Source organism: Enterobacter sp. SES19 (assembly GCF_011765665.1).
GTDB classification, from domain to species: Bacteria; Pseudomonadota; Gammaproteobacteria; order Enterobacterales; family Enterobacteriaceae; genus Enterobacter; species Enterobacter pseudoroggenkampii.
Window position 1 is genome coordinate 4,631,597 of record NZ_CP050320.1, and the last position, 19,890, is coordinate 4,651,486.

At 56.7% G+C, this 19,890-nt stretch carries 17 protein-coding genes; 11 read left to right on the plus strand and 6 right to left on the minus strand.

Going from position 1 to position 19,890, the window contains the following annotated elements; all coding sequences use genetic code 11:
- The first annotated feature begins 19 nt into the window (after positions 1-19).
- From GXP72_RS22155 to GXP72_RS22165, 3 genes are all read left to right on the plus strand, one after another.
- A complete protein-coding gene (locus GXP72_RS22155; RefSeq protein ID WP_090420873.1) occupies positions 20-784 on the plus strand; it encodes an AraC family transcriptional regulator in 765 nt (254 codons plus the stop codon).
- A gap of 128 nt (positions 785-912) precedes the next feature.
- Entirely contained in the window at positions 913-1,575 is a 663-nt protein-coding gene (fsa, locus tag GXP72_RS22160; RefSeq protein WP_208763348.1) for a fructose-6-phosphate aldolase, read from the plus strand.
- A gap of 12 nt (positions 1,576-1,587) precedes the next feature.
- Entirely contained in the window at positions 1,588-2,691 is a 1,104-nt protein-coding gene (locus GXP72_RS22165; RefSeq protein ID WP_208763349.1) for a glycerol dehydrogenase, read from the plus strand.
- A gap of 83 nt (positions 2,692-2,774) precedes the next feature.
- On the opposite strand, the gene katG is transcribed toward GXP72_RS22165, so the two are convergent.
- The 4 genes from katG to metB all read right to left on the minus strand — a co-directional run bounded on the left by katG (position 2,775) and on the right by metB (position 9,877).
- Complete coding sequence (gene katG, locus GXP72_RS22170) at positions 2,775-4,955, minus strand: catalase/peroxidase HPI (protein WP_208763350.1); 2,181 nt, start codon at positions 4,953-4,955, stop codon at positions 2,775-2,777.
- A 209-nt stretch (positions 4,956-5,164) separates the two neighbouring features.
- Positions 5,165-6,055, minus strand: a complete 891-nt coding sequence (metF, locus tag GXP72_RS22175; RefSeq protein WP_024909186.1) for a methylenetetrahydrofolate reductase — start codon at positions 6,053-6,055, stop codon at positions 5,165-5,167.
- Positions 6,056-6,281: 226 nt separating this feature from the next.
- Positions 6,282-8,714 carry a bifunctional aspartate kinase/homoserine dehydrogenase II gene (locus GXP72_RS22180; RefSeq protein WP_024909187.1) on the minus strand — a complete coding sequence of 811 codons (2,433 nt, stop codon included), beginning with the start codon at positions 8,712-8,714 and terminating at the stop codon, positions 6,282-6,284.
- A 2-nt stretch (positions 8,715-8,716) separates the two neighbouring features.
- Positions 8,717-9,877, minus strand: coding sequence for a cystathionine gamma-synthase (gene metB / locus GXP72_RS22185; RefSeq protein WP_024909188.1), 1,161 nt, complete (start codon positions 9,875-9,877; stop codon positions 8,717-8,719).
- A 276-nt stretch (positions 9,878-10,153) separates the two neighbouring features.
- Here metB and metJ point away from each other — a divergent pair, with 276 nt between their 5' ends.
- The gene (gene metJ, locus GXP72_RS22190; RefSeq protein ID WP_015966498.1) at positions 10,154-10,471 is read left to right on the plus strand and encodes a met regulon transcriptional regulator MetJ; all 318 of its coding nucleotides are present in this window, start codon (positions 10,154-10,156) and stop codon (positions 10,469-10,471) included.
- A gap of 48 nt (positions 10,472-10,519) precedes the next feature.
- Here metJ and rpmE read toward each other — a convergent pair whose 3' ends face one another.
- On the minus strand, positions 10,520-10,732 hold the full coding sequence (gene rpmE, locus GXP72_RS22195; protein ID WP_003862040.1) for a 50S ribosomal protein L31: 213 nt from the start codon (positions 10,730-10,732) through the stop codon (positions 10,520-10,522).
- A 200-nt stretch (positions 10,733-10,932) separates the two neighbouring features.
- Between rpmE and priA the strand changes: the two genes are divergently transcribed.
- The 7 genes from priA (at position 10,933) to rraA (ending at position 18,904) form a co-directional block, all read left to right on the plus strand.
- Positions 10,933-13,128: a primosomal protein N' gene (gene priA, locus GXP72_RS22200; RefSeq protein ID WP_208763351.1), complete on the plus strand. Its 2,196-nt coding sequence runs from the start codon at positions 10,933-10,935 to the stop codon at positions 13,126-13,128.
- 119 nt (positions 13,129-13,247) lie between these two features.
- Positions 13,248-14,273 carry a DNA-binding transcriptional regulator CytR gene (gene cytR, locus GXP72_RS22205; protein ID WP_023309683.1) on the plus strand — a complete coding sequence of 342 codons (1,026 nt, stop codon included), beginning with the start codon at positions 13,248-13,250 and terminating at the stop codon, positions 14,271-14,273.
- A gap of 93 nt (positions 14,274-14,366) precedes the next feature.
- A complete protein-coding gene (gene ftsN / locus GXP72_RS22210; protein WP_208763352.1) occupies positions 14,367-15,368 on the plus strand; it encodes a cell division protein FtsN in 1,002 nt (333 codons plus the stop codon).
- Between the two features lie 94 nt (positions 15,369-15,462).
- Positions 15,463-15,993, plus strand: a complete 531-nt coding sequence (gene hslV / locus GXP72_RS22215) for an ATP-dependent protease subunit HslV (protein ID WP_008501802.1) — start codon at positions 15,463-15,465, stop codon at positions 15,991-15,993.
- A 9-nt stretch (positions 15,994-16,002) separates the two neighbouring features.
- Entirely contained in the window at positions 16,003-17,337 is a 1,335-nt protein-coding gene (hslU, locus tag GXP72_RS22220) for an HslU--HslV peptidase ATPase subunit (protein WP_208763353.1), read from the plus strand.
- A 68-nt stretch (positions 17,338-17,405) separates the two neighbouring features.
- On the plus strand, positions 17,406-18,326 hold the full coding sequence (gene menA, locus GXP72_RS22225) for a 1,4-dihydroxy-2-naphthoate polyprenyltransferase (protein WP_024909192.1): 921 nt from the start codon (positions 17,406-17,408) through the stop codon (positions 18,324-18,326).
- 92 nt (positions 18,327-18,418) lie between these two features.
- Entirely contained in the window at positions 18,419-18,904 is a 486-nt protein-coding gene (gene rraA, locus GXP72_RS22230) for a ribonuclease E activity regulator RraA (protein ID WP_023309687.1), read from the plus strand.
- 566 nt (positions 18,905-19,470) lie between these two features.
- Here rraA and zapB read toward each other — a convergent pair.
- Positions 19,471-19,710, minus strand: a complete 240-nt coding sequence (gene zapB / locus GXP72_RS22235; RefSeq protein WP_010436935.1) for a septal ring assembly protein ZapB — start codon at positions 19,708-19,710, stop codon at positions 19,471-19,473.
- Positions 19,711-19,890: the final 180 nt, after the last annotated feature.

Below are 19,890 nucleotides of genomic sequence, written 5' to 3' on the forward strand. Positions count from 1 at the left end.
AAATTTCGGTAGTCTCCTTATGCATTCCGATATCACCCAAATTTTGACTGACCTGGTGAACCGCACGTTACCGCTGGGTCAGATTCATTTCTCAGCGCTGGCTGAACAGCATCCCCGCACATATCCCTGCCTCCGTATTACCCTTGGTACCCCCAGCGAGGCGATTTTTTCTTTTTTTGGACAAATCACGCATCCTGCGCCTCACGTCATGAGCATACATTTCGGTAAGCAGCAGCTTACAATCGAGTTACAGCGTGACAATGTGCTCTTACAACAACTCCAGGTTGCCCGACGTGGTCCGCGAACGGGGGCTTTTCTTCTGCAAACGCTCACCGAATTACAGATGCAGCCTGAGGAACAAGACACAGCAAGGCTGGTAGTTTTAAGCCTGCTCAGCCACTGCCGGGATCTGCTTGGCAGTGAAATTCACACTGACAGCCGCAGCCGGGCACTGTTCGAAGCCGTTCGGAGCTATATCGAAGAAAATTATGCCTCTTTGTTAACTCGCGAATCCGTGGCACAGGCGTTCTACATCTCACCAAACTACCTTTCCCATCTATTCCAGAAAGTCGGCAGCGTCGGATTCAATGAATATTTAACAAAAACGCGCCTGGAACATGCGCGTCAGCTGCTGAAAGGCTACGATCTCAAAATTAAAGATATCGCCACACGCTGCGGATTTACGGACAGCAACTACTTTTGCCGTCTCTTTCGCAAGCACACCGAACGTTCCCCTTCCGAATATCGACGCCAGTACCACAGCCAGCTGATCGCCAAAAAGTAGCATTGTGATCGCTCTCTCACTTCTCTAAGGACATTACATTTGTCCAGTATTTGGCAAAATTGACCTGTATTCGCCGCACCTGGGTGCGCCGTATCCTTTATTCAACCTTTCTGACTTAAGGAAAAATAATGGAACTGTACCTGGATACCGCCAACGTGGCGGAAGTTGAACGTCTGGCGCGCATCTTTCCTATTGCGGGCGTCACCACCAACCCGAGCATCATCGCCGCCAGCCGCGAATCTATCTGGGACGTGCTGCCGCGTCTGCAAAAAGCCATCGGACCGGAAGGCACGCTGTTTGCTCAAACCATGAGCCGCGATGCCGAAGGCATGGTGGCGGAAGCCAAACGTTTGAGTAATGCCATACCGGACATCGTGGTGAAAATCCCTGTCACGGCTGAGGGCCTTACCGCGATCAAGGCGTTGAAAAAAGAGGGGATAACCACGCTGGGGACCGCCGTTTATAGCGCTGCACAGGGCTTGCTCGCCGCACTCGCAGGGGCGAAATATGTCGCGCCGTACGTAAACCGCGTTGATGCGCAGGGCGGTGACGGCATTCGCATGGTGCAGGAGCTGCAGTCTCTGCTGGAACTGCACGCGCCGGAAAGCAAGGTGCTGGCCGCCAGCTTCAAAACGCCGCGTCAGGCGCTGGACTGTCTGTTGGCGGGATGCGAGGCAATCACGCTTCCCTTAGACGTAGCGCAACACATGCTCGGCACGCCAGCGGTAGAGTCAGCCATAGAGAAGTTTGAGCAGGACTGGAAAAACGCGTTTGGTAACCTCAACCTCTAAGGGAGAACTGTTATGGACCGTATCATTCAATCGCCGGGGAAATATATCCAGGGCGCTGATGTGCTTACCCGTCTCGGCGACTACCTGAAACCCCTGGCCAATCGCTGGCTGGTTGTCGGCGATAAATTTGTGCTGGGTTTTGCCGAAGAGCCCCTGCGTCAGAGTTTTAAAAAAGCCGAACTGCATGCCGAAATCGCGCCGTTTGGTGGTGAATGTTCACAAAATGAAATCGATCGCCTGAAAAAGCTGGCCGACAGCGCCGACTGCCTGGCAGTGCTGGGCATTGGCGGCGGTAAAACGCTGGATACCGCCAAAGCGCTGGCCCATTTCATGGACGTACCCGTCGCCATTGCGCCAACTATCGCCTCCACCGATGCGCCATGCAGCGCCCTTTCCGTCATTTACACCGACAGCGGTGAGTTCGATCGCTACCTGATGCTGCCTCACAACCCGAACATGGTTATCGTCGATACCAAAGTGGTGGCGGGTGCGCCGGCACGTCTGCTGGCCGCCGGGATTGGCGATGCGCTGGCGACGTGGTTTGAAGCACGCGCCTGCTCGCGCAGCGGTGCGACCACCATGGCGGGCGGCAAATGTACGCAGGCAGCACTTGCGCTGGCCGAGCTGTGCTACAACACGCTGGTTGAAGAGGGTGAAAAAGCCATGCTGGCGGCGGAACAGCATGTGGTTACACCGGCGCTGGAACGCATTATCGAAGCCAACACCTATCTCAGCGGCGTAGGCTTTGAAAGCGGCGGGCTGGCGGCAGCACACGCTATTCATAACGGCATGACGGCAGTGCCGGACGCGCATCACTTCTATCACGGCGAAAAAGTGGCGTTTGGTACGCTGACGCAGCTGGTACTGGAAAACGCGCCGGTAGAAGAAATAGAGACCGTCGCCGCGCTTTGTCACAGCGTTGGGCTGCCGATCACCCTGGCACAGCTGAACATCAAAGAGGATATTCCGGCCAAAATGCGTCTGATCGCGGAAGCCTCCTGTGCCGAAGGAGAAACCATCCACAACATGCCCGGCGGCGTAACGCCGGATCAGGTGTATGCGGCACTGCTGGTAGCCGACCAGTATGGGCAGCGGTTCCTGCAGGAGTGGGAGTAAATAGCGTGAATAAAAATCCCCGCATCAGCGGGGATTTTTTTGCCCGTAGGCCGGGTAAGCGTTAGCGCCACCCGGCACAAGGGTTACTGCAGATCAAACCGGTCCAGATCCATCACCTTCGCCCATGCGGCAACGAAGTCGCGGACAAACTTCTCATGCGCATCATTGCTGGCGTAAACCTCTGCCAGCGCACGCAGGACGGCGTTCGAACCGAAGACCAGATCGGCGCGGGTGGCGGTATATTTCACTTCACCGCTGGCGCGATCGCTTCCGGCAAACAGCTCATTGGATTCGTCGGTCGCCTTCCACTGCGTGTTCATGTCCAGCAGGTTCACGAAGAAATCGTTGCTCAGCACGCCCTCGCGGTCAGTGAACACGCCATTCTTGCTGCCATCAAAGTTGGCACCCAGCACGCGCAGGCCGCCGATCAGCACCGTCAGCTCCGGTGCGGTCAGCGTCAGCTGCTGGGCCTTGTCGATCAGCAGTGACTCCGTGGTGGACACATCCACCTGCGCACGATAGTTGCGGAAACCATCGGCAACCGGTTCGAGCAGGTTAAACATCTCGATATCCGTCTGATCCTGACGCGCATCCACGCGGCCTGGGGTGAACGGTACGGTGACGTACACGCCTGCGGCTTTTGCGGCCTGCTCAACGCCTACCACGCCCGCCAGCACGATGATATCGGCCAGTGAGGCTTTGTTGGTGGTGCGCTGAATAGCTTCCAGAGCCGGCAACGCGCGAACCGCCGCGGCGTTCACATCCCAGTCGCGCTGAGGCGCCAGCGCCAGACGCGCGCCGTTAGCGCCGCCACGCTTATCGCCACCGCGGAAGGTTGAAGCAGACGCCCAGGCTACGGAAACCAGCTCGCTCACGGACAGACCGGACGCTACAATCTCCGCCTTCAGGCTTTCAATGTCTTCTTTCGACGGATTGAACACCGCCTGCGGCAGCGGGTCCTGCCAAATCAGATCTTCTTTCGGCACTTCAGGGCCGATGTACCGCGCTTTTGGCCCCATATCACGGTGGGTCAGCTTGAACCAGGCACGCGCGAAGGCTTCGTTGAAGGCCTGCGGATCGTTCAGGAAGCGGCGGGAAATTTTCTCGAATTCCGGGTCAAAACGCAGCGTCAGGTCGGTGACCAGCATGGTAGGTTTGCGTTTTTTCGACGGGTCGAACGGATCGGGCATGATTTCCGGTGCATCTACGGCTTCAAACTGAATCGCCCCTGCCGGGCTGCGGGTCTGCACCCATTCGTATTTGAACAGGTTTTCGAAGAAGTAGTTGCTCCACTGCGTCGGGGTTTGTGACCAGATGACTTCCAGACCGGAGGTAATGGCATCAGCACCCACGCCCGTGCCGAGCGTGCTCGCCCAGCCCAGTCCCTGCGCTTCAATTGGTGAGGCTTCCGGGTCGGTACCCACGTGGGTGGCTTCACCCGCGCCGTGAGTCTTGCCGAGGGTGTGGCCGCCTGCAATCAGCGCCACGGTCTCTTCATCGTTCATGCCCATGTTGCCGAAGGTCGCGCGAATCGCTGCCGCCGCTGACAGCGGTTCACCGCTGGCGTTTGGCCCTTCCGGGTTCACGTAGATCAGGCCCATTTCGGTGGCGGCCAGAGGACGCTTCGCCAGCGCTTCCGGATCGCGGTGGGTCAGCCAGGCTTTTTCATCACCCCAGTTCACGTCCAGATCCGGTTCCCAGACGTCTTCACGCCCGGCGCCAAAACCAAAGGTGCGGAAGCCCGAATTCTCCAGCGCCACGTTACCCGCGAGGATAAACAGGTCAGCCCAGGAAATTTTTTGTCCGTATTTTTGCTTGATGGGCCACAGCAGACGGCGCGCCTTATCCAGGCTCACGTTATCCGGCCAGGAGTTCAGCGGCGCAAAGCGCTGTTGACCGCGTCCTGCGCCACCGCGCCCGTCAACGGAGCGATAGGTACCCGCGCCGTGCCAGGCCATACGGATAAACAGGCCCGCATAGCTGCCCCAGTCGGCAGGCCACCACGGTTGGGAGTCGGTTAAAAGTGCTTTGAGATCGCCTTTCAGCGCGGAGTAATCAAGCTTGCTAAATTCTTTGCGGTAGTCAAAGTCTTCACCCAGCGGGTTCGAACGATTGGAATGTTGGTTAAGAAGATCGATGCGGAGTTGTTTTGGCCACCAGTCGCGGCTGCCTGTACCTGCGCCCGCGCTGTGATCGACGCCGCCCTGATGGAACGGGCATTTGCCGACTGATGCCGCTTTATTCGTTTCGTCTGACGTGCTCATCGCTATGCTCCCTTTTACAGTGTTACCGTTACGATATACGCCCTTGTTGATAAGGTATAGTTGAGATAACCCACAGATTCGATAGTTAAATCCGTTTAATTTCCCATGGAAAATACATGAGTTTTGTACGTCAAAGGCAGCATTGCTGATATGGCAGGAAAATAAAACCCTTATAAATCAAAAAACCCTCCGAAGAGGGCTCTTTTTTGTTACACGCCTGGTCTAACGCCGAGCGTGTGGCATATGGCGTAACTCATCTCAGCACGGTTCAGCGTGTAGAAGTGGAAATCCTTCACCCCTTCACGACTTAAGATCTTCACCATGTCCATCGCGATATTTGCGCCCACCAGCTTGCGTGTTTCCGGGTCATCGTCCAGCCCCTCGTACATTTTAGACATCCAGAGAGGAATACGCACATTGGTCATATCAGCAAATTTCTTCGCCTGTTTGAAGTTAGAGACCGGCAGAATACCCGGGATAATTTCAACGTCGATGCCCGCGGAGACGCAGCGGTCACGGAAGCGCAGATAGCTTTCCACATCAAAGAAGAACTGAGTAATGGCGCGGTTCGCGCCGGCATCCACCTTACGCTTGAGGTTAAGCAGATCGGCCTGAGCGCTTTTCGCTTCCGGATGAACCTCAGGATAAGCGGCCACGGAGATATCAAAGTCCGCCACCCCCTTCAACAGCCCCACCAGATCGGCGGCATACATGTCCGGCTTACCGCTCCCAGGAGGCAGGTCACCGCGCAATGCGACAATATGACGGATACCGTTATTCCAGTAATCCTGGGCGATGGCGCGCAGCTCGTCGCGGGTGGCGTCGATACAGGTGAGGTGCGGGGCCGCTTCGAGACCGGTGCGATCTTTGATGCCTTTAATGATGCTGTGCGTACGGTCACGCTCGCCGGAGTTCGCACCGTAGGTCACGGAGACAAACTTCGGTTTCAGGCTGCTGAGACGATCGATAGAGCTCCAAAGGGTTTGCTCCATTTCACTGGTGCGCGGCGGGAAAAATTCAAAAGAGACGTTAATCTGGCCGTTTACTTCGGCCAGGCTCTGATTCAGTGCTTCCCGCTGGTTGGCGTGAAAAAAGCTCATACCTTACCTCTATCAATCGCGTGTCATTGTCTGTTGTGTTGTGAACTTCTATACGTTTAGACGTCCAGATGTAAAAATGACGGAAAAGCGGAGGGACGTCAATAGAAATAATCAACAATAACGGTGAGGTTTGCTCAGGGAATATGAGAAAAATTCAAGATGAGGGTGAGTGCGGTCTGATGCCCTCACCCTAACCCTCTCCCACAGGGAGAGGGAAATGCAGATGTTACAGCAGCTTAGCCAGACGGTTGATGTCGGACTGGATGGCCCCGGCGGTGACATCGCGCCCCGCGCCCGGACCGCGGATCACCAGCGGGTTATCGCGGTACCAGCGGCTTTCGATGGCGAAGACGTTATCGCACGGCAGCAGCGCCGCCAGCGGATGTTCAGGACGCACCGCCTCGACACCGACTCGCGCTTTTCCGTTGGCCTCGAAACGCGCCACATAGCGCAGCACCAGCCCCATCTCGTTCGCCGCTTCCAGACGCTGCACCATTTGCTCGTTAAGCTCTTCTCCATTTTCAAAGAAATGGTCCACAGAACCTTCTTCACAGCCGGCAGGCACCAGCGATTCGACGCGTACGGAATCCGGTTCGATGTCATAACCGGCTTCACGCGCCAGGATCACCAGCTTACGCATCACGTCTTTACCGGAGAGATCAACGCGCGGATCGGGTTCCGTTAAGCCCTGCTGCCACGCCTGATCCACCAGGTCGGTGAACGGAACGGTGCCGTCAAATTGCAGGAACAGCCAGGAGAGCGTGCCGGAGAAGATACCGCTCAGCGCCAGAATGCTGTCGCCGCTTTCAATCAGGTCACGCACGGTGTGGTTTACCGGCAGGCCTGCACCCACGGTGGCGTTATACAGCCAGTGGCGCCCCGTTTTTTCAAACGCGTCGTGGATCTGACGGTATTTATCGGTGCTGCTCGCCCCCGCCAGCTTGTTGGCGCTGATGACGTGGAAACCGTGGCTGGCGAAATCAAGGTACTGATCGGCAAGCTGTTCGCTGGCGGTCACGTCCAGCACTACCAGGTCATCGTAAGGGTGCGCGCGCATCCACAGGAACAGCGACTCTTCATCCTGCTCTACGGCTTCATCATTAAAGAAGGCAAGCGCGCGGCTGGCGTCCAGCCCTTCGTAGTTCAGCAGGCTGCGGCGGCTGTCCACTACGCCCGCGAGAATGAATTCGAACCCGGTACGCGCCGAGAGCGTGACCTGTTCGCGGGCGAACAGCTCCAGCCAGCGGGAACCGATGTTGCCTTTACCAAACAGCACCAGGCCGATGCGCTTTTCCGCGCGGAACAGGGAGGTGTGCAGACCCTGAATCAGGCTTTCGGTTGGCCCTTTGCGCAGAACGGCCACCAGGCTGATGCCCTCTTCCGACTGCCAGGTGAACTCCACCGGCTGGCCTTTCAGCTGCTGCCAGAAGCGGTGGCAGTGCAGCGGGTTACGGGTGACGCCCGCGCCCACCATCGCCACCAGCGCCAGCCCCTGACGCAGGCGAAGCTCGCCCGGCAGGCCCGCTTCATCCAGAATTTTCAGGGCGCTGTCCGCCACTTCAGCGGTATAGCAGAACTGCAGCAGCTGGCGGTCATTGTGGACGCCAACGGCCAGCGGGCGCACCTGAGCACGCTTTAACACCAGGTCGATCTCTTTATGCGCCAGTTTGAAGTCCTGGCCCGCAGGCACCTGGAACTCAATCAGGCAGATGTCGTCGTGGCTGGTGACAATACGCGCCCCGGTGCCGGACGCCAGTACGCGTTCAATACGGGTAGAGCCTTGATCCGGGGTGTAGCTGCAGCGCAGCTGGAGGTCGATATCGCTGCCGGAAACCGGCTGCAGCGTGCGCGCGTGCAGTACCGGCGCCGCCAGACGCGCCAGCTCGCTGGCTTCGTCGAGACGCAGCAGCGGCAGCAGACAGGCATCTTTCACTTTACGCGGGTCGGCGCTGTAAACACCGGCCACGTCGCTCCAGATGGTGACGCGGGACACGCCCGCCAGGGCACCGATTTGCGTTGCCGAGTAGTCGGAGCCGTTACGGCCCAGCAGCACGGTTTCACCCGCGTTGCTGCGGCTGATAAAGCCGGTAACCACAATACGTTTGCCCGGATGCTGCACCAGCAGCTGTTGCAGCAGCGGATAGGACAACCCTTCATCCACCTGCGGCTGCGCGGCGCGTTCGGCGCGCAGGAAATCACGCGCATCGAGCCAGGCCGCCTCCACGCCCAGGTGTTGCAGCACCGCGGCCATCAGGCGCGCGGACCACACTTCACCGTGGCCCACCACTTCGGCATACACCGCATCGGTGATCCCGCTGTCCAGCAGGGCGGCCAGACGCTCAAGGTCATGGGTAAAGGCACTGATCAGCCCGTCCGCTACGTCCGCAGGCAGCAGGCCAGCAATCAGCTCGCTCTGGTAACGACGTAAGGACTGTTGCACCTGATGCGCAGAAAGGCGATCGGTCTGGCTCAGTTTCAGCCAGCTAATCAACTGGTTGGTGGTGCTGCCCGCCGCCGAGACAACCATCATGTCACCCGGCTGTGAATATTCCGTCATGATCCCTGCGACACGCAGGTAACATTTCACATCAGCAAGACTACTACCACCAAACTTGTGCAGCTGACGACCCTTCGCCCCTGCCTGCGCTATCACACTCATGATTACCCCTTGGCTGCGATCCGGAAGCCATTTTCCAGATCGGCAATTAAATCTTCAGAATCTTCAATACCGGTTGAGATCCGCAGCAGCGTCTCAGAAATCCCGGCGGCGGCACGTGCTTCCGGTGCCATACCTGCGTGCGTCATGGTCGCGGCGTGGGAGATCAAGCTTTCAACCCCACCTAAGGATTCCGCCAGCGTAAACAATGACAGCCCGCTCAGGAAGCGACGCAGCGTTTGCTCGTCACCGTCCAGTTCAAAACTTAACATCGCGCCAAACCCTTTCTGCTGGCGCGCGGCAATTTCGTGCCCCTGATTTTCCGGTAGCGACGGGTGATAGAGCTTCTTCACCAGCGGCTGGTCTTTCAGGAAATCGACAATCGCCTGGGCATTGCGTTGCGCCACTTCCATGCGCGGCGACAGCGTGCGGATGCCGCGCAACAGCAGATAGCTGTCGAAGGCACCCGCGGTGACGCCAATATTATTGGCCCACCATGCCAGTTCGGTGACAACGTCGGGATCTTTGGCAATCACCACGCCCGCTACCACATCAGAATGGCCGTTCAGATATTTAGTGCATGAATGCAATACCAGATCGGCACCCAGTGCGAGTGGGTTCTGAAGGGCCGGACTGAGGAACGTATTATCCACTACACTTATCGCTCCCGCATCCCTTGCGAGCTGACAAATTTTCGCAATATCGACAACGCGCAACAATGGATTGCTTGGACTTTCCACCAGAACCAGCTTTGGCTTCTCTGCCAGCGCCTGTTTCAGCGCCTGTTCATCGTTTTGATCGACAAACAGTACGCGATAGCAGCCGCGTTTTGCCAGGCTATCAAACAGGCGATAGCTGCCGCCGTAGCAATCGTGCGGCGCAACCAGCAGGTCACCTGGTTTCAGGAACACGGTGGTCACCAGGTGAATGGCGGACATCCCCGTATTGGTTAATACGGCGCCTGCGCCACCTTCCAGCTCGGCCAGCGCGCGCTGGGTCACGTCACGCGTAGGGTTGCCACGACGCGAGTAATCATGCGCGCGGGGTTCATTAAATCCGGTGAAGTTGTAGGTACTGGAAAGATGAATGGGCGGGACAACGCAGCCGTACTGCTCGTCATCATTTAATCCGCTACGCACTGCGATAGTGGCCTGTTTACGCGTCATGGTGAGGGCTTCCTGGCGAATGAGGTGAAAAGTCAGGCACCAGAGTAAACATTGAAAGTATGGACGTCAATACATCTGGACATCTAAACTTCTTTGCGTATAGATTGAGCAATGCGCAAATAGCCGTTAAAATTATATGCTTTAGTGCACGCTGCAGCGGCAATATCCGTGCCACGGTATCGTCTCTACGGTAAACTAGGCAAGATTGCGGTTCAAAACGAGTGGTTACAGGTTTTGCACCTTTAGATAAATGACTGAGAGGATTAAAGGTATCTCATGGCTGAATGGAGCGGCGAATATATCAGCCCATACGCTGAGCACGGTAAGAAGAGTGAACAAGTAAAAAAAATTACGGTTTCTATTCCTCTGAAGGTGTTGAAGATCCTCACCGATGAACGTACGCGTCGTCAGGTGAACAACCTGCGCCACGCAACCAACAGCGAGCTGCTGTGCGAAGCGTTTCTGCATGCGTTTACCGGTCAACCGTTGCCGAACGATGAAGATCTGCGTAAAGAACGCAGTGATGAAATCCCGGAAGAGGCGAAGGTGATCATGCGTGAACTGGGTATTGACCCGGAGACGTGGGAATACTGAGAAGCGGATACAAAAAAGGCACCTTGCGGTGCCTTTTTTTCGGGAAACTTATTTAGCGCCCGGGATGCTGAAACGCTTGTTGAAGCGGTCAACACGGCCACCGGTTGCAACATCACGCTGCTTACCAGTGTAGAACGGGTGGCATTTGCCGCACACGTCCAGGTTCAGATCGTGACCCACGGTAGAGCGGATCTGGATAGAGTTACCGCAAGAACAGTTTGCAGTAATCATTTCGTATTTCGGGTGAATATCTTTTTTCATGGGAGAACCTCAGTTAAGGCCGCGTCGCTCTTCCAGCCCTAACGCCAGACACCACGCGATGTTGATTGTAAGTTCTTTGGCGTAAAGTACACCAAAGGCGGCGAATCATACAGAATTTGACCAACGTATGCAAACTGATCCGCACGCCGCTTTCACTAATGTGTATACTAACGCGCCACTTTTCAAGTCAGGAAGATTCGATGCCCGTCGCTCACGTTGCCCTTCCCGTTCCGCTTCCCCGCACCTTTGACTACCTGCTGCCCGACAGCATGAGCGCCAAAGCGGGCTGTCGCGTGACCGTGCCGTTTGGCAAACAGCAGCGCGTGGGAATTGTTGTCTCCGTCAGCGATCGAAGCGAACTGCCGCTCAATGAACTGAAGTCGGTGGTTGAGGTGCTCGACAGCGAGCCCGTTTATTCCACCAGCACCTGGCGACTGCTGCTGTGGGCGGCGGATTATTATCATCACCCCATTGGCGACGTCCTGTTCCACGCCCTGCCCATCATGCTGCGCCAGGGCAAAAGCGCCAGCCATGCGCCGATGTGGTACTGGTTTGCTACGGAAGATGGACAGGCCGTCGACATTAACAGCCTCAAGCGCTCACAGAAACAGCAGCAGGCCCTGGCGGCGCTGCGTCAGGGGAAAATCTGGCGGCATCAGATCGACGAACTTGAAGTCAGCGAAACGGCGCTACAGGCATTAAGAAAGAAAGGGTTGAGCGACCTGGCAAGCGAAGCGCCTGCCCTTTACGACTGGCGCGAGAGTTTCTCCGTTTCAGGGGATCGCCTGCGTCTGAATACCGAACAGGCCACCGCCGTTGGCGCGATTCATAGCGCCTCCGATCATTTCTCCGCCTGGCTGCTGGCGGGCGTGACGGGCTCCGGCAAGACGGAAGTCTACCTGAGCGTGCTGGAAAACGTGCTTGCGCAGGGCAAACAGGCGCTGGTGATGGTGCCGGAAATTGGCCTGACGCCGCAAACCATCGCCCGCTTTCGCGAACGCTTTAATGCGCCGGTTGAGGTGCTGCACTCCGGCCTGAACGACAGCGAACGTCTCAGCGCCTGGCTGAAAGCGAAAAACGGCGAAGCGGCGATTGTGATCGGCACCCGCTCGTCGCTGTTTACGCCGTTTAAAAATCTTGGCGTTATCGTGATCGACGAAGAACACGACAGCTCCTATAAACAGCAGGAAGGCTGGCGCTATCACGCCCGCGATCTGGCTGTTTATCGCGCCCACAGCGAGCAAATTCCTATTATTCTCGGCTCCGCCACGCCTGCGCTCGAAACGCTGCACAACGTGCGCCAGCGTAAATACCATATGCTGCGCCTGACGCGTCGCGCGGGGAATGCCCGTCCGGCCATTCAGCACGTACTGGATCTGAAAGGTCAGCAGGTCCAGGCGGGGCTTGCGCCTGCACTAATTACCCGCATGCGCCAGCATTTGCAGGCGGGCAATCAGGTGATCCTGTTTCTTAACCGTCGCGGATTTGCACCCGCCCTGCTGTGCCACGACTGCGGATGGATTGCCGAGTGTCCGCGCTGCGACCACTACTATACCTTCCACCAGGCCCAGCGGCATTTACGCTGCCACCACTGCGACAGCCAGCGTCCGGTGCCGCGCCAGTGCCCGTCATGTGGTTCCACGCATATCGTGCCGGTGGGTCTGGGAACGGAACAGCTGGAACAGGCCCTTGCGCCCTTCTTCCCCGACGTGCCCCTGTCCCGAATCGACCGGGACACCACCAGCCGCAAAGGGGCGCTGGAACAGCAGCTGGCGGAAGTGCATCGCGGCGGCGCACGCATCCTGATTGGCACCCAGATGCTGGCAAAAGGCCACCACTTCCCGGACGTGACGCTGGTCGCCCTGCTGGACGTGGACGGCGCGCTGTTCTCGGCAGATTTCCGCTCAGCCGAGCGCTTCGCTCAGCTTTATACCCAGGTGGCAGGGCGCGCCGGGCGTGCTGGTAAACAGGGCGAAGTGGTATTGCAAACGCACCACCCGGAGCACCCGCTACTGCAAACCCTTCTGCACAAAGGCTATGACGCCTTTGCCGAGCAGGCGCTGGTCGAACGCCAGACCATGCAGCTGCCGCCGTGGACCAGCCACGTCATCATCCGCGCGGAAGACCACAACAATCAGCAGGCGCCGCTTTTCCTGCAGCAGCTGAGAAACCTCCTGCAGGCCAGCCCGCTGGTGGATAATCAGCTGTGGATTTTGGGCCCGGTGCCGGCACTCGCACCAAAACGCGGCGGACGTTTTCGCTGGCAAATTTTGCTCCAGCACCCCTCTCGCGTTCGTCTTCAGCATATCGTCAGCGGCGCGCTGGTGCTGATTAACACCCTGCCCGAAGCGCGAAAAGTGAAGTGGGTACTGGACGTCGATCCCATCGAAGGTTGAAGACGGATCGAAAAATTTAACGCTCCTCACACTTTTTATGAAAATTCTGTAACCGATTCCATTAACTATCTGTAAAAATGGTGATGTCAGAAGTTCGGTGTTCAGGCGAGGAGAAGACGTTGAAGTCCAGGAAAGAGGTTGCACCGGCGACCATGAAAGACGTTGCCCAGAAAGCGCAGGTCTCTACGGCAACGGTATCCCGCGCATTAATGAACCCGGATAAAGTCTCCCAGGCGACCCGTAACCGGGTGGAGCAGGCTGCGCTTGAAGTGGGCTATTTCCCACAGGCGATGGGGAGAAACGTCAAACGCAATGAGTCGCGCACTATCCTGGTGATTGTACCGGACATCTGTGACCCTTTCTTCAGCGAGATTATCCGCGGTATTGAAGTCACCGCAGCGGAACAGGGTTACCTGGTGCTGATTGGCGACTGTGCTCACCAGAACCAGCAGGAAAAAACCTTCATCGACCTCATTATCACCAAGCAGATCGACGGCATGCTGCTGCTTGGCTCTCGCCTGCCGTTTGATGCCAGCATTGAAGAGCAGCGTAATTTACCGCCGATGGTCATGGCCAACGAGTTTGCGCCAGAGCTGGAGCTGCCGACGGTCCACATTGATAACCTCACCGCCGCATTCAACGCCGTAAACTATCTCCAGGAACTGGGGCATAAGCGTATTGGCTGTATTGCCGGACCGGAAGAGATGCCGCTGTGTCACTACCGCTTACAGGGCTACGTTCAGGCGCTGCGCCGTACCGGCGTCACCGTCGATCCGCACTACATTGCGCGCGGTGATTTTACCTTCGCTGCGGGTGGACAGGCGCTGGAGAAACTTCTGGACCTGCCTGAGCCGCCAACCGCCGTATTTTGTCACAGTGACGTGATGGCGCTGGGTGCATTATCGTATGCCAAACGCCGCGGCCTTCGCATACCAAAAGATTTATCGATCATCGGATTCGATAATATTTCGCTTTCGGAATTTTGCGATCCGCCGCTCTCAACGGTCGCTCAGCCGCGCTATCAAATCGGCCGCGAAGCAATGCTTCTGCTGCTGGATCAGCTTCACGGTCAAACAGTTAGCAGCGGCTCGCGGTTGCTGGACTGCGAACTGATTGTTCGCGGCACGACCCAGGCATTGACTTAAAGTAAACGTCTTTCGGATACCCTTATCTGGTCAAAGCCCCGCCGCTTAAGTAACATGGCGGGCTGACGAACGAATAAATACAGCGAAACGATAGTGGCACAACGAGATTATGTACGTCGCGGCCAGCCGGCACCTTCGCGACGCAAAAAGAGTAGCTCAAGGAAAAAGCAACGTAACCTGCCTGCTGTCTCGCCAGCAATGGTCGCTATTGCTGCGGCTGTAGTCGTCGCCTTTATTGGTGGCCTGTACTTTATCACGCACCATAAAAAAGAAGAGTCTGAGGCGCTTCAGGCCAGTAAAGTCGCCGGAAACGGCCTTCCTCCGAAGCCTGAAGAGCGCTGGCGCTATATCAAAGAGCTGGAAAGCCGTCAGCCTGGGGTACGTGCGCCAACCGAACCTTCTGCGGGTGGTGAAGTACAGAATGCGAATCAGCTGACGGATGAACAGCGTCAGCTGCTGGCACAAATGCAGGCCGATATGCGCCAGCAGCCTACGCAGCTGAACGAAGTGCCGTGGAATGAACAGACGCCGGCGCAGCGCCAGCAAACGCTGCAGCGACGTCAGGCACAACAGCAGATTCAGCAGCAACAGCAGCAACAGCAGCAGTGGGCGCAAACCCAGCCGGTGCAGCAGCCTAAAACGCAGCCGCGGGTAACGGAACAGCCATACCAGCAGCAGACGCGTACGGTGCAGTCTCAGCCTGTCCAACAGCAGCCGAAAACGCAGCCGCAGAAACAGGCGGCTCAGCCGTATCAGGATCTGCTCCAGACGCCAGCGCATACCACCGCGCAGCAGCCGAAAACGCAGCAGGCCGCGCCGGTCACCAAAGAGACCGAAGCGCCGAAGCAGACGGCCGAGAAAAAAGATGAGCGCCGCTGGATGGTACAGTGCGGTTCGTTCAAAGGTGCCGAGCAGGCGGAAACGGTACGTGCTCAGCTGGCCTTTGAAGGGTTTGATTCGCGTATTACCACCAATAACGGCTGGAATCGCGTGGTGATTGGTCCGGTCAAAGGCAAAGAAAATGCCGATGGCACCCTTTCTCGTTTGAAAGTCGCCGGCCACACAAACTGCATTCGACTCGCCTCCGGGGGTTGAAACCCCCGAAATCCCCCCCATCTATCATTTAATTCAGCCCTGAGCACAGGCTCAGGGCTTCTGTTTCCCGATTCTGTAACCAGGGGGTCTGCTCGTGACAACAATAGTAAGTGTACGCCGTAACGGCCATGTGGTAATCGCCGGTGATGGCCAGGCCACGCTGGGTAATACCGTCATGAAAGGCAACGTGAAGAAAGTGCGCCGTCTCTACAACGACAAAGTGATCGCCGGTTTTGCAGGCGGCACGGCGGATGCCTTCACGCTGTTTGAACTGTTTGAACGCAAACTGGAAATGCACCAGGGTCATCTGGTGAAAGCTGCCGTTGAGCTGGCGAAAGACTGGCGTACCGACCGCATGCTGCGCAAGCTCGAAGCGCTGCTGGCGGTCGCCGATGAAACCGCATCGCTTATCATCACCGGTAACGGTGACGTGATTCAGCCGGAAAATGACCTGATTGCCATCGGCTCTGGCGGCCCTTATGCCCAGGCTGCTGCCCGCGCGCTGTTGGAAAATACCGACATGAACGCGCGTGATATCGCGGTGAAGGCGTTGGATATTGCAGGTGATATCTGCATCTATACCAACCACAACCACACCATCGAAGAATTGACCTCCAAAGCGTAAGGATCTCCCATGTCTGAAATGACCCCACGCGAAATTGTCAGCGAACTGAACAAACACATTATTGGCCAGGATAACGCCAAGCGCTCCGTGGCTATCGCTCTGCGTAACCGCTGGCGTCGTATGCAGCTTGACGAAGAGCTGCGCCACGAAGTCACGCCGAAGAACATTCTGATGATCGGCCCGACCGGCGTCGGTAAAACCGAAATCGCCCGTCGTCTGGCGAAGCTGGCCAACGCGCCGTTCATCAAAGTTGAAGCCACCAAGTTCACCGAAGTGGGCTACGTGGGTAAAGAAGTGGACTCCATCATCCGCGATCTGACCGACTCGGCGATCAAAATGGTGCGCGTCCAGGCGATCGAGAAAAACCGCTATCGCGCGGAAGAGATGGCCGAAGAGCGCATTCTCGACGTGCTGATCCCACCGGCAAAAAACAACTGGGGCCAGGCAGAACAGCAGGCGGAACCGTCCGCTGCGCGTCAGGCGTTCCGCAAGAAGCTGCGTGAAGGCCAGCTGGACGACAAAGAGATTGAGATCGATCTCGCTGCCACACCAATGGGTGTGGAAATCATGGCGCCTCCGGGCATGGAAGAGATGACCAGCCAGCTGCAGTCCATGTTCCAGAACCTGGGCGGCCAGAAGCAGAAAGCGCGTAAGCTGAAAATTAAAGACGCAATGAAGCTGCTGATTGAAGAAGAAGCCGCGAAGCTGGTGAACCCGGAAGAGCTGAAGCAGGACGCTATCGACGCGGTTGAGCAGCACGGCATCGTGTTTATCGACGAGATCGACAAAATCTGTAAGCGCGGCGGCAACAGCTCCGGCCCGGATGTGTCCCGCGAAGGCGTTCAGCGCGACCTGCTGCCGCTGGTAGAAGGCTGCACCGTCTCCACCAAGCACGGCATGGTGAAAACGGACCACATCCTGTTTATCGCATCAGGTGCCTTCCAGGTTGCCAGCCCGTCGGATCTGATCCCCGAGCTGCAGGGCCGTCTGCCTATCCGCGTTGAGCTGCAGGCGCTGACCACCGAAGATTTCGAACGTATCCTGACTGAGCCAAACGCCTCTGCTACCGTACAGTACAAAGCGCTGATGGCGACCGAAGGCGTGAACCTCGAGTTCACCGAAGACGGTATCAAACGTATTGCTCAGGCTGCATGGCAGGTGAACGAAACCACCGAAAACATTGGTGCGCGTCGTCTGCATACCGTGCTGGAACGCCTGGTCGAAGATATCTCTTACGACGCGAGCGACCTGAACGGTCAAACCGTTACCATTGACGCAGAATATGTGAGTAAACATCTGGATGCGTTAGTGGCAGATGAAGATCTGAGCCGTTTTATCCTATAATCGCGGTTACTGGATTCTCATCACGTTTAATGGGGGCTAATGCCCCCATTTTTATTGGCTAAATACTTATGACTGACATCAGCCGTACTCAGGCGTGGCTCGAAAGTCTGCGCCCTAAAACACTTCCTCTGGCCTTTGCCGCGATTATCGTCGGCACCGCCCTTGCCTGGTGGCAGGGTTATTTTGATCCGCTGGTCGCCGCGCTGGCATTGATTACCGCCGGCCTGCTGCAAATCCTCTCCAATCTCGCCAACGACTACGGTGACGCGGTAAAAGGCAGCGACAAGCCGGACCGCATAGGGCCACTGCGCGGAATGCAGAAAGGGGTGATTACCCAGGCGCAGATGAAGCGCGCGCTGATTATCACCGTGGTGTTGATCTGTGCATCCGGCCTGGCGCTGGTGACGGTGGCATCTAAGACTCCCAGCGATTTCATTGGCTTCCTGGTGCTGGGTTTACTGGCCATTATCGCAGCCATTACCTACACCGTCGGCACGCGTCCTTACGGTTATATTGGGCTCGGTGATATCTCCGTACTGGTTTTCTTCGGCTGGCTGAGCGTGATGGGAAGCTGGTACCTGCAGGCGCATACGGTGATCCCTGCCCTGTTCCTGCCCGCGACCGCCTGCGGCCTGCTGGCGACGGCGGTGCTCAACATCAACAACCTGCGCGACATCGACAGCGATCGCGAGAATGGCAAAAATACCCTGGCCGTGCGTCTGGGGCCGGTGAATGCGCGCCGCTATCATGCCTGCCTGCTCACTGGCGCGCTGGTTTGCCTGGCGCTGTTTAACCTGATTTCCTTGCAGAGCTTGTGGGGCTGGCTGTTTGTGCTTGCCGCGCCGCTGCTGATTAAGCAGGCCCGCTTTGTGATGCGTGAGCTCAGCCCGTCCGCCATGCCGCCGATGCTGGAGCGCACGGTAAAAGGCGCGCTGCTGACTAACCTGTTGTTCGTCATCGGGATTGTATTAAGCCAGACGCTCAGTTAGCTGACAAATATCAATTAACAATTGATGATTTTGCCAACAACGCATTTCGCACGATATACTGAACACATTCGCAGCAACTGAGCGTTAAACCTATGAAATACGATACCTCCGAGCTTTGTGACATCTACCAGGAAGATGTCAACGTCGTTGAACCGCTGTTCTCCAACTTTGGTGGGCGGTCGTCGTTTGGCGGACAGATCGTCACGGTGAAATGTTTCGAGGATAACGGGTTGTTGTACGATCTGCTCGAACAGAACGGCCGCGGCCGCGTACTGGTGGTCGATGGCGGCGGTTCCGTGCGGCGCGCATTGATTGATGCTGAGCTGGCCGGTATTGCCGTGCAAAACGAGTGGGAAGGCCTTGTGGTGTACGGTTCCGTGCGTCAGGTGGACGATCTGGAAGACCTGGATATCGGGATTCAGGCCATCGCGGCCATACCGGTAGGGGCGGCGGGTGACGGTATCGGCGAAAGCGACGTGCGCGTCAATTTCGGCGGCGTGACCTTCTTCTCCGGCGACCATCTCTACGCCGATAATACCGGCATTATCCTTTCCGAAGATCCGCTGGATATCGAGTAATAAAACCGTAAGCGTAGACCATAAAAAAACCGCCAACAGCAATGTGGCGGTTTTTTTGTCCCTCGGGATTCGCGGTCCGTTGGGAAGTTTTGCAACCTTTAACCAGGATTTTTATCTTACCCTGGTTCAAATCTCAGGTAACCCCATCGACCCTTTATAAATTCCTAATTAACTATTAAAACCTTAACTACGCTGCTGCTGCTCATTATGATGCATCGTCCCTTTCCGCCATCTCGCACATGGGCATCGGTCCAGGGAAAGGTGTATTCACAACCGTTAAGCAACCTTTAACCGGGCTTGCGTCCACCGACTTATCACCGGTGGTGAACGGTGGAGCGGTTAGCTGCAGGGACCGCATAATGAAACGCTATTTATGTATCGCGTTCATTGTCGCCAGCGTACTCGTTGTAAAGAGTGATGAACCGAATATGTTCGTTGCTTTTGCTATGACAGCGCAGGACAAGTAGCGTTAAGGCCGCCTCTGGCGGCCTTTTTTATAACTGGCATAAAAAAAGCCGGGTGGTGGCTTCGCCTTACCCGGCCTGTTCAGTTCATCCCAATGGGAATCAGACTTCTTCCATACGTCCCAGCAGCGCCTGCAGGCGATCCTGCCAACCGTTCTGCTGTTCGCGCAGCTGGTTGTTTTCGCGCTCCAGTTCTTCACGGCCGTGCTGCGCGTTCTGAACTTCCTGCGCCAGGCTGTTGTTCTTCTCTTTCAGCTCTTCAATTTCCATCTGCAGCAGGGTGATGGTGTCAATCGCCTGCTGTACTTTCGATTCCAGTTTCTCAAACACTTCTAAAGACATGATGCTACCTCTCCTGAATTGCAAGGCGACGCTTTAACATAAACGCGCACGACATATACCGTCGATTGTATGGAGCGCGGCGCTCTGTGTCCAGCGACACACCGCGCAGATCGCGGTTTGCAACACTTTTAGGTCTGGTCCTGGTGCGTTCGCGTCATATACCCCTAAATTGTTAACTGA

What these genes read in the sequence shown, in the direction of transcription:
- GXP72_RS22155 (WP_090420873.1), top strand. Translation starts at nt 20, where the DNA reads ATGCATTCCGATATCACCCAAATTTTGACTGACCTGGTGAACCGCACG.
- fsa (WP_208763348.1), top strand. Translation starts at nt 913, where the DNA reads ATGGAACTGTACCTGGATACCGCCAACGTGGCGGAAGTTGAACGTCTG.
- GXP72_RS22165 (WP_208763349.1), top strand. Translation starts at nt 1,588, where the DNA reads ATGGACCGTATCATTCAATCGCCGGGGAAATATATCCAGGGCGCTGAT.
- katG (WP_208763350.1), bottom strand. Translation starts at nt 4,955, where the DNA reads ATGAGCACGTCAGACGAAACGAATAAAGCGGCATCAGTCGGCAAATGC.
- metF (WP_024909186.1), bottom strand. Translation starts at nt 6,055, where the DNA reads ATGAGCTTTTTTCACGCCAACCAGCGGGAAGCACTGAATCAGAGCCTG.
- GXP72_RS22180 (WP_024909187.1), bottom strand. Translation starts at nt 8,714, where the DNA reads ATGAGTGTGATAGCGCAGGCAGGGGCGAAGGGTCGTCAGCTGCACAAG.
- metB (WP_024909188.1), bottom strand. Translation starts at nt 9,877, where the DNA reads ATGACGCGTAAACAGGCCACTATCGCAGTGCGTAGCGGATTAAATGAT.
- metJ (WP_015966498.1), top strand. Translation starts at nt 10,154, where the DNA reads ATGGCTGAATGGAGCGGCGAATATATCAGCCCATACGCTGAGCACGGT.
- rpmE (WP_003862040.1), bottom strand. Translation starts at nt 10,732, where the DNA reads ATGAAAAAAGATATTCACCCGAAATACGAAATGATTACTGCAAACTGT.
- priA (WP_208763351.1), top strand. Translation starts at nt 10,933, where the DNA reads ATGCCCGTCGCTCACGTTGCCCTTCCCGTTCCGCTTCCCCGCACCTTT.
- hslU (WP_208763353.1), top strand. Translation starts at nt 16,003, where the DNA reads ATGTCTGAAATGACCCCACGCGAAATTGTCAGCGAACTGAACAAACAC.
- menA (WP_024909192.1), top strand. Translation starts at nt 17,406, where the DNA reads ATGACTGACATCAGCCGTACTCAGGCGTGGCTCGAAAGTCTGCGCCCT.
- rraA (WP_023309687.1), top strand. Translation starts at nt 18,419, where the DNA reads ATGAAATACGATACCTCCGAGCTTTGTGACATCTACCAGGAAGATGTC.
- zapB (WP_010436935.1), bottom strand. Translation starts at nt 19,710, where the DNA reads ATGTCTTTAGAAGTGTTTGAGAAACTGGAATCGAAAGTACAGCAGGCG.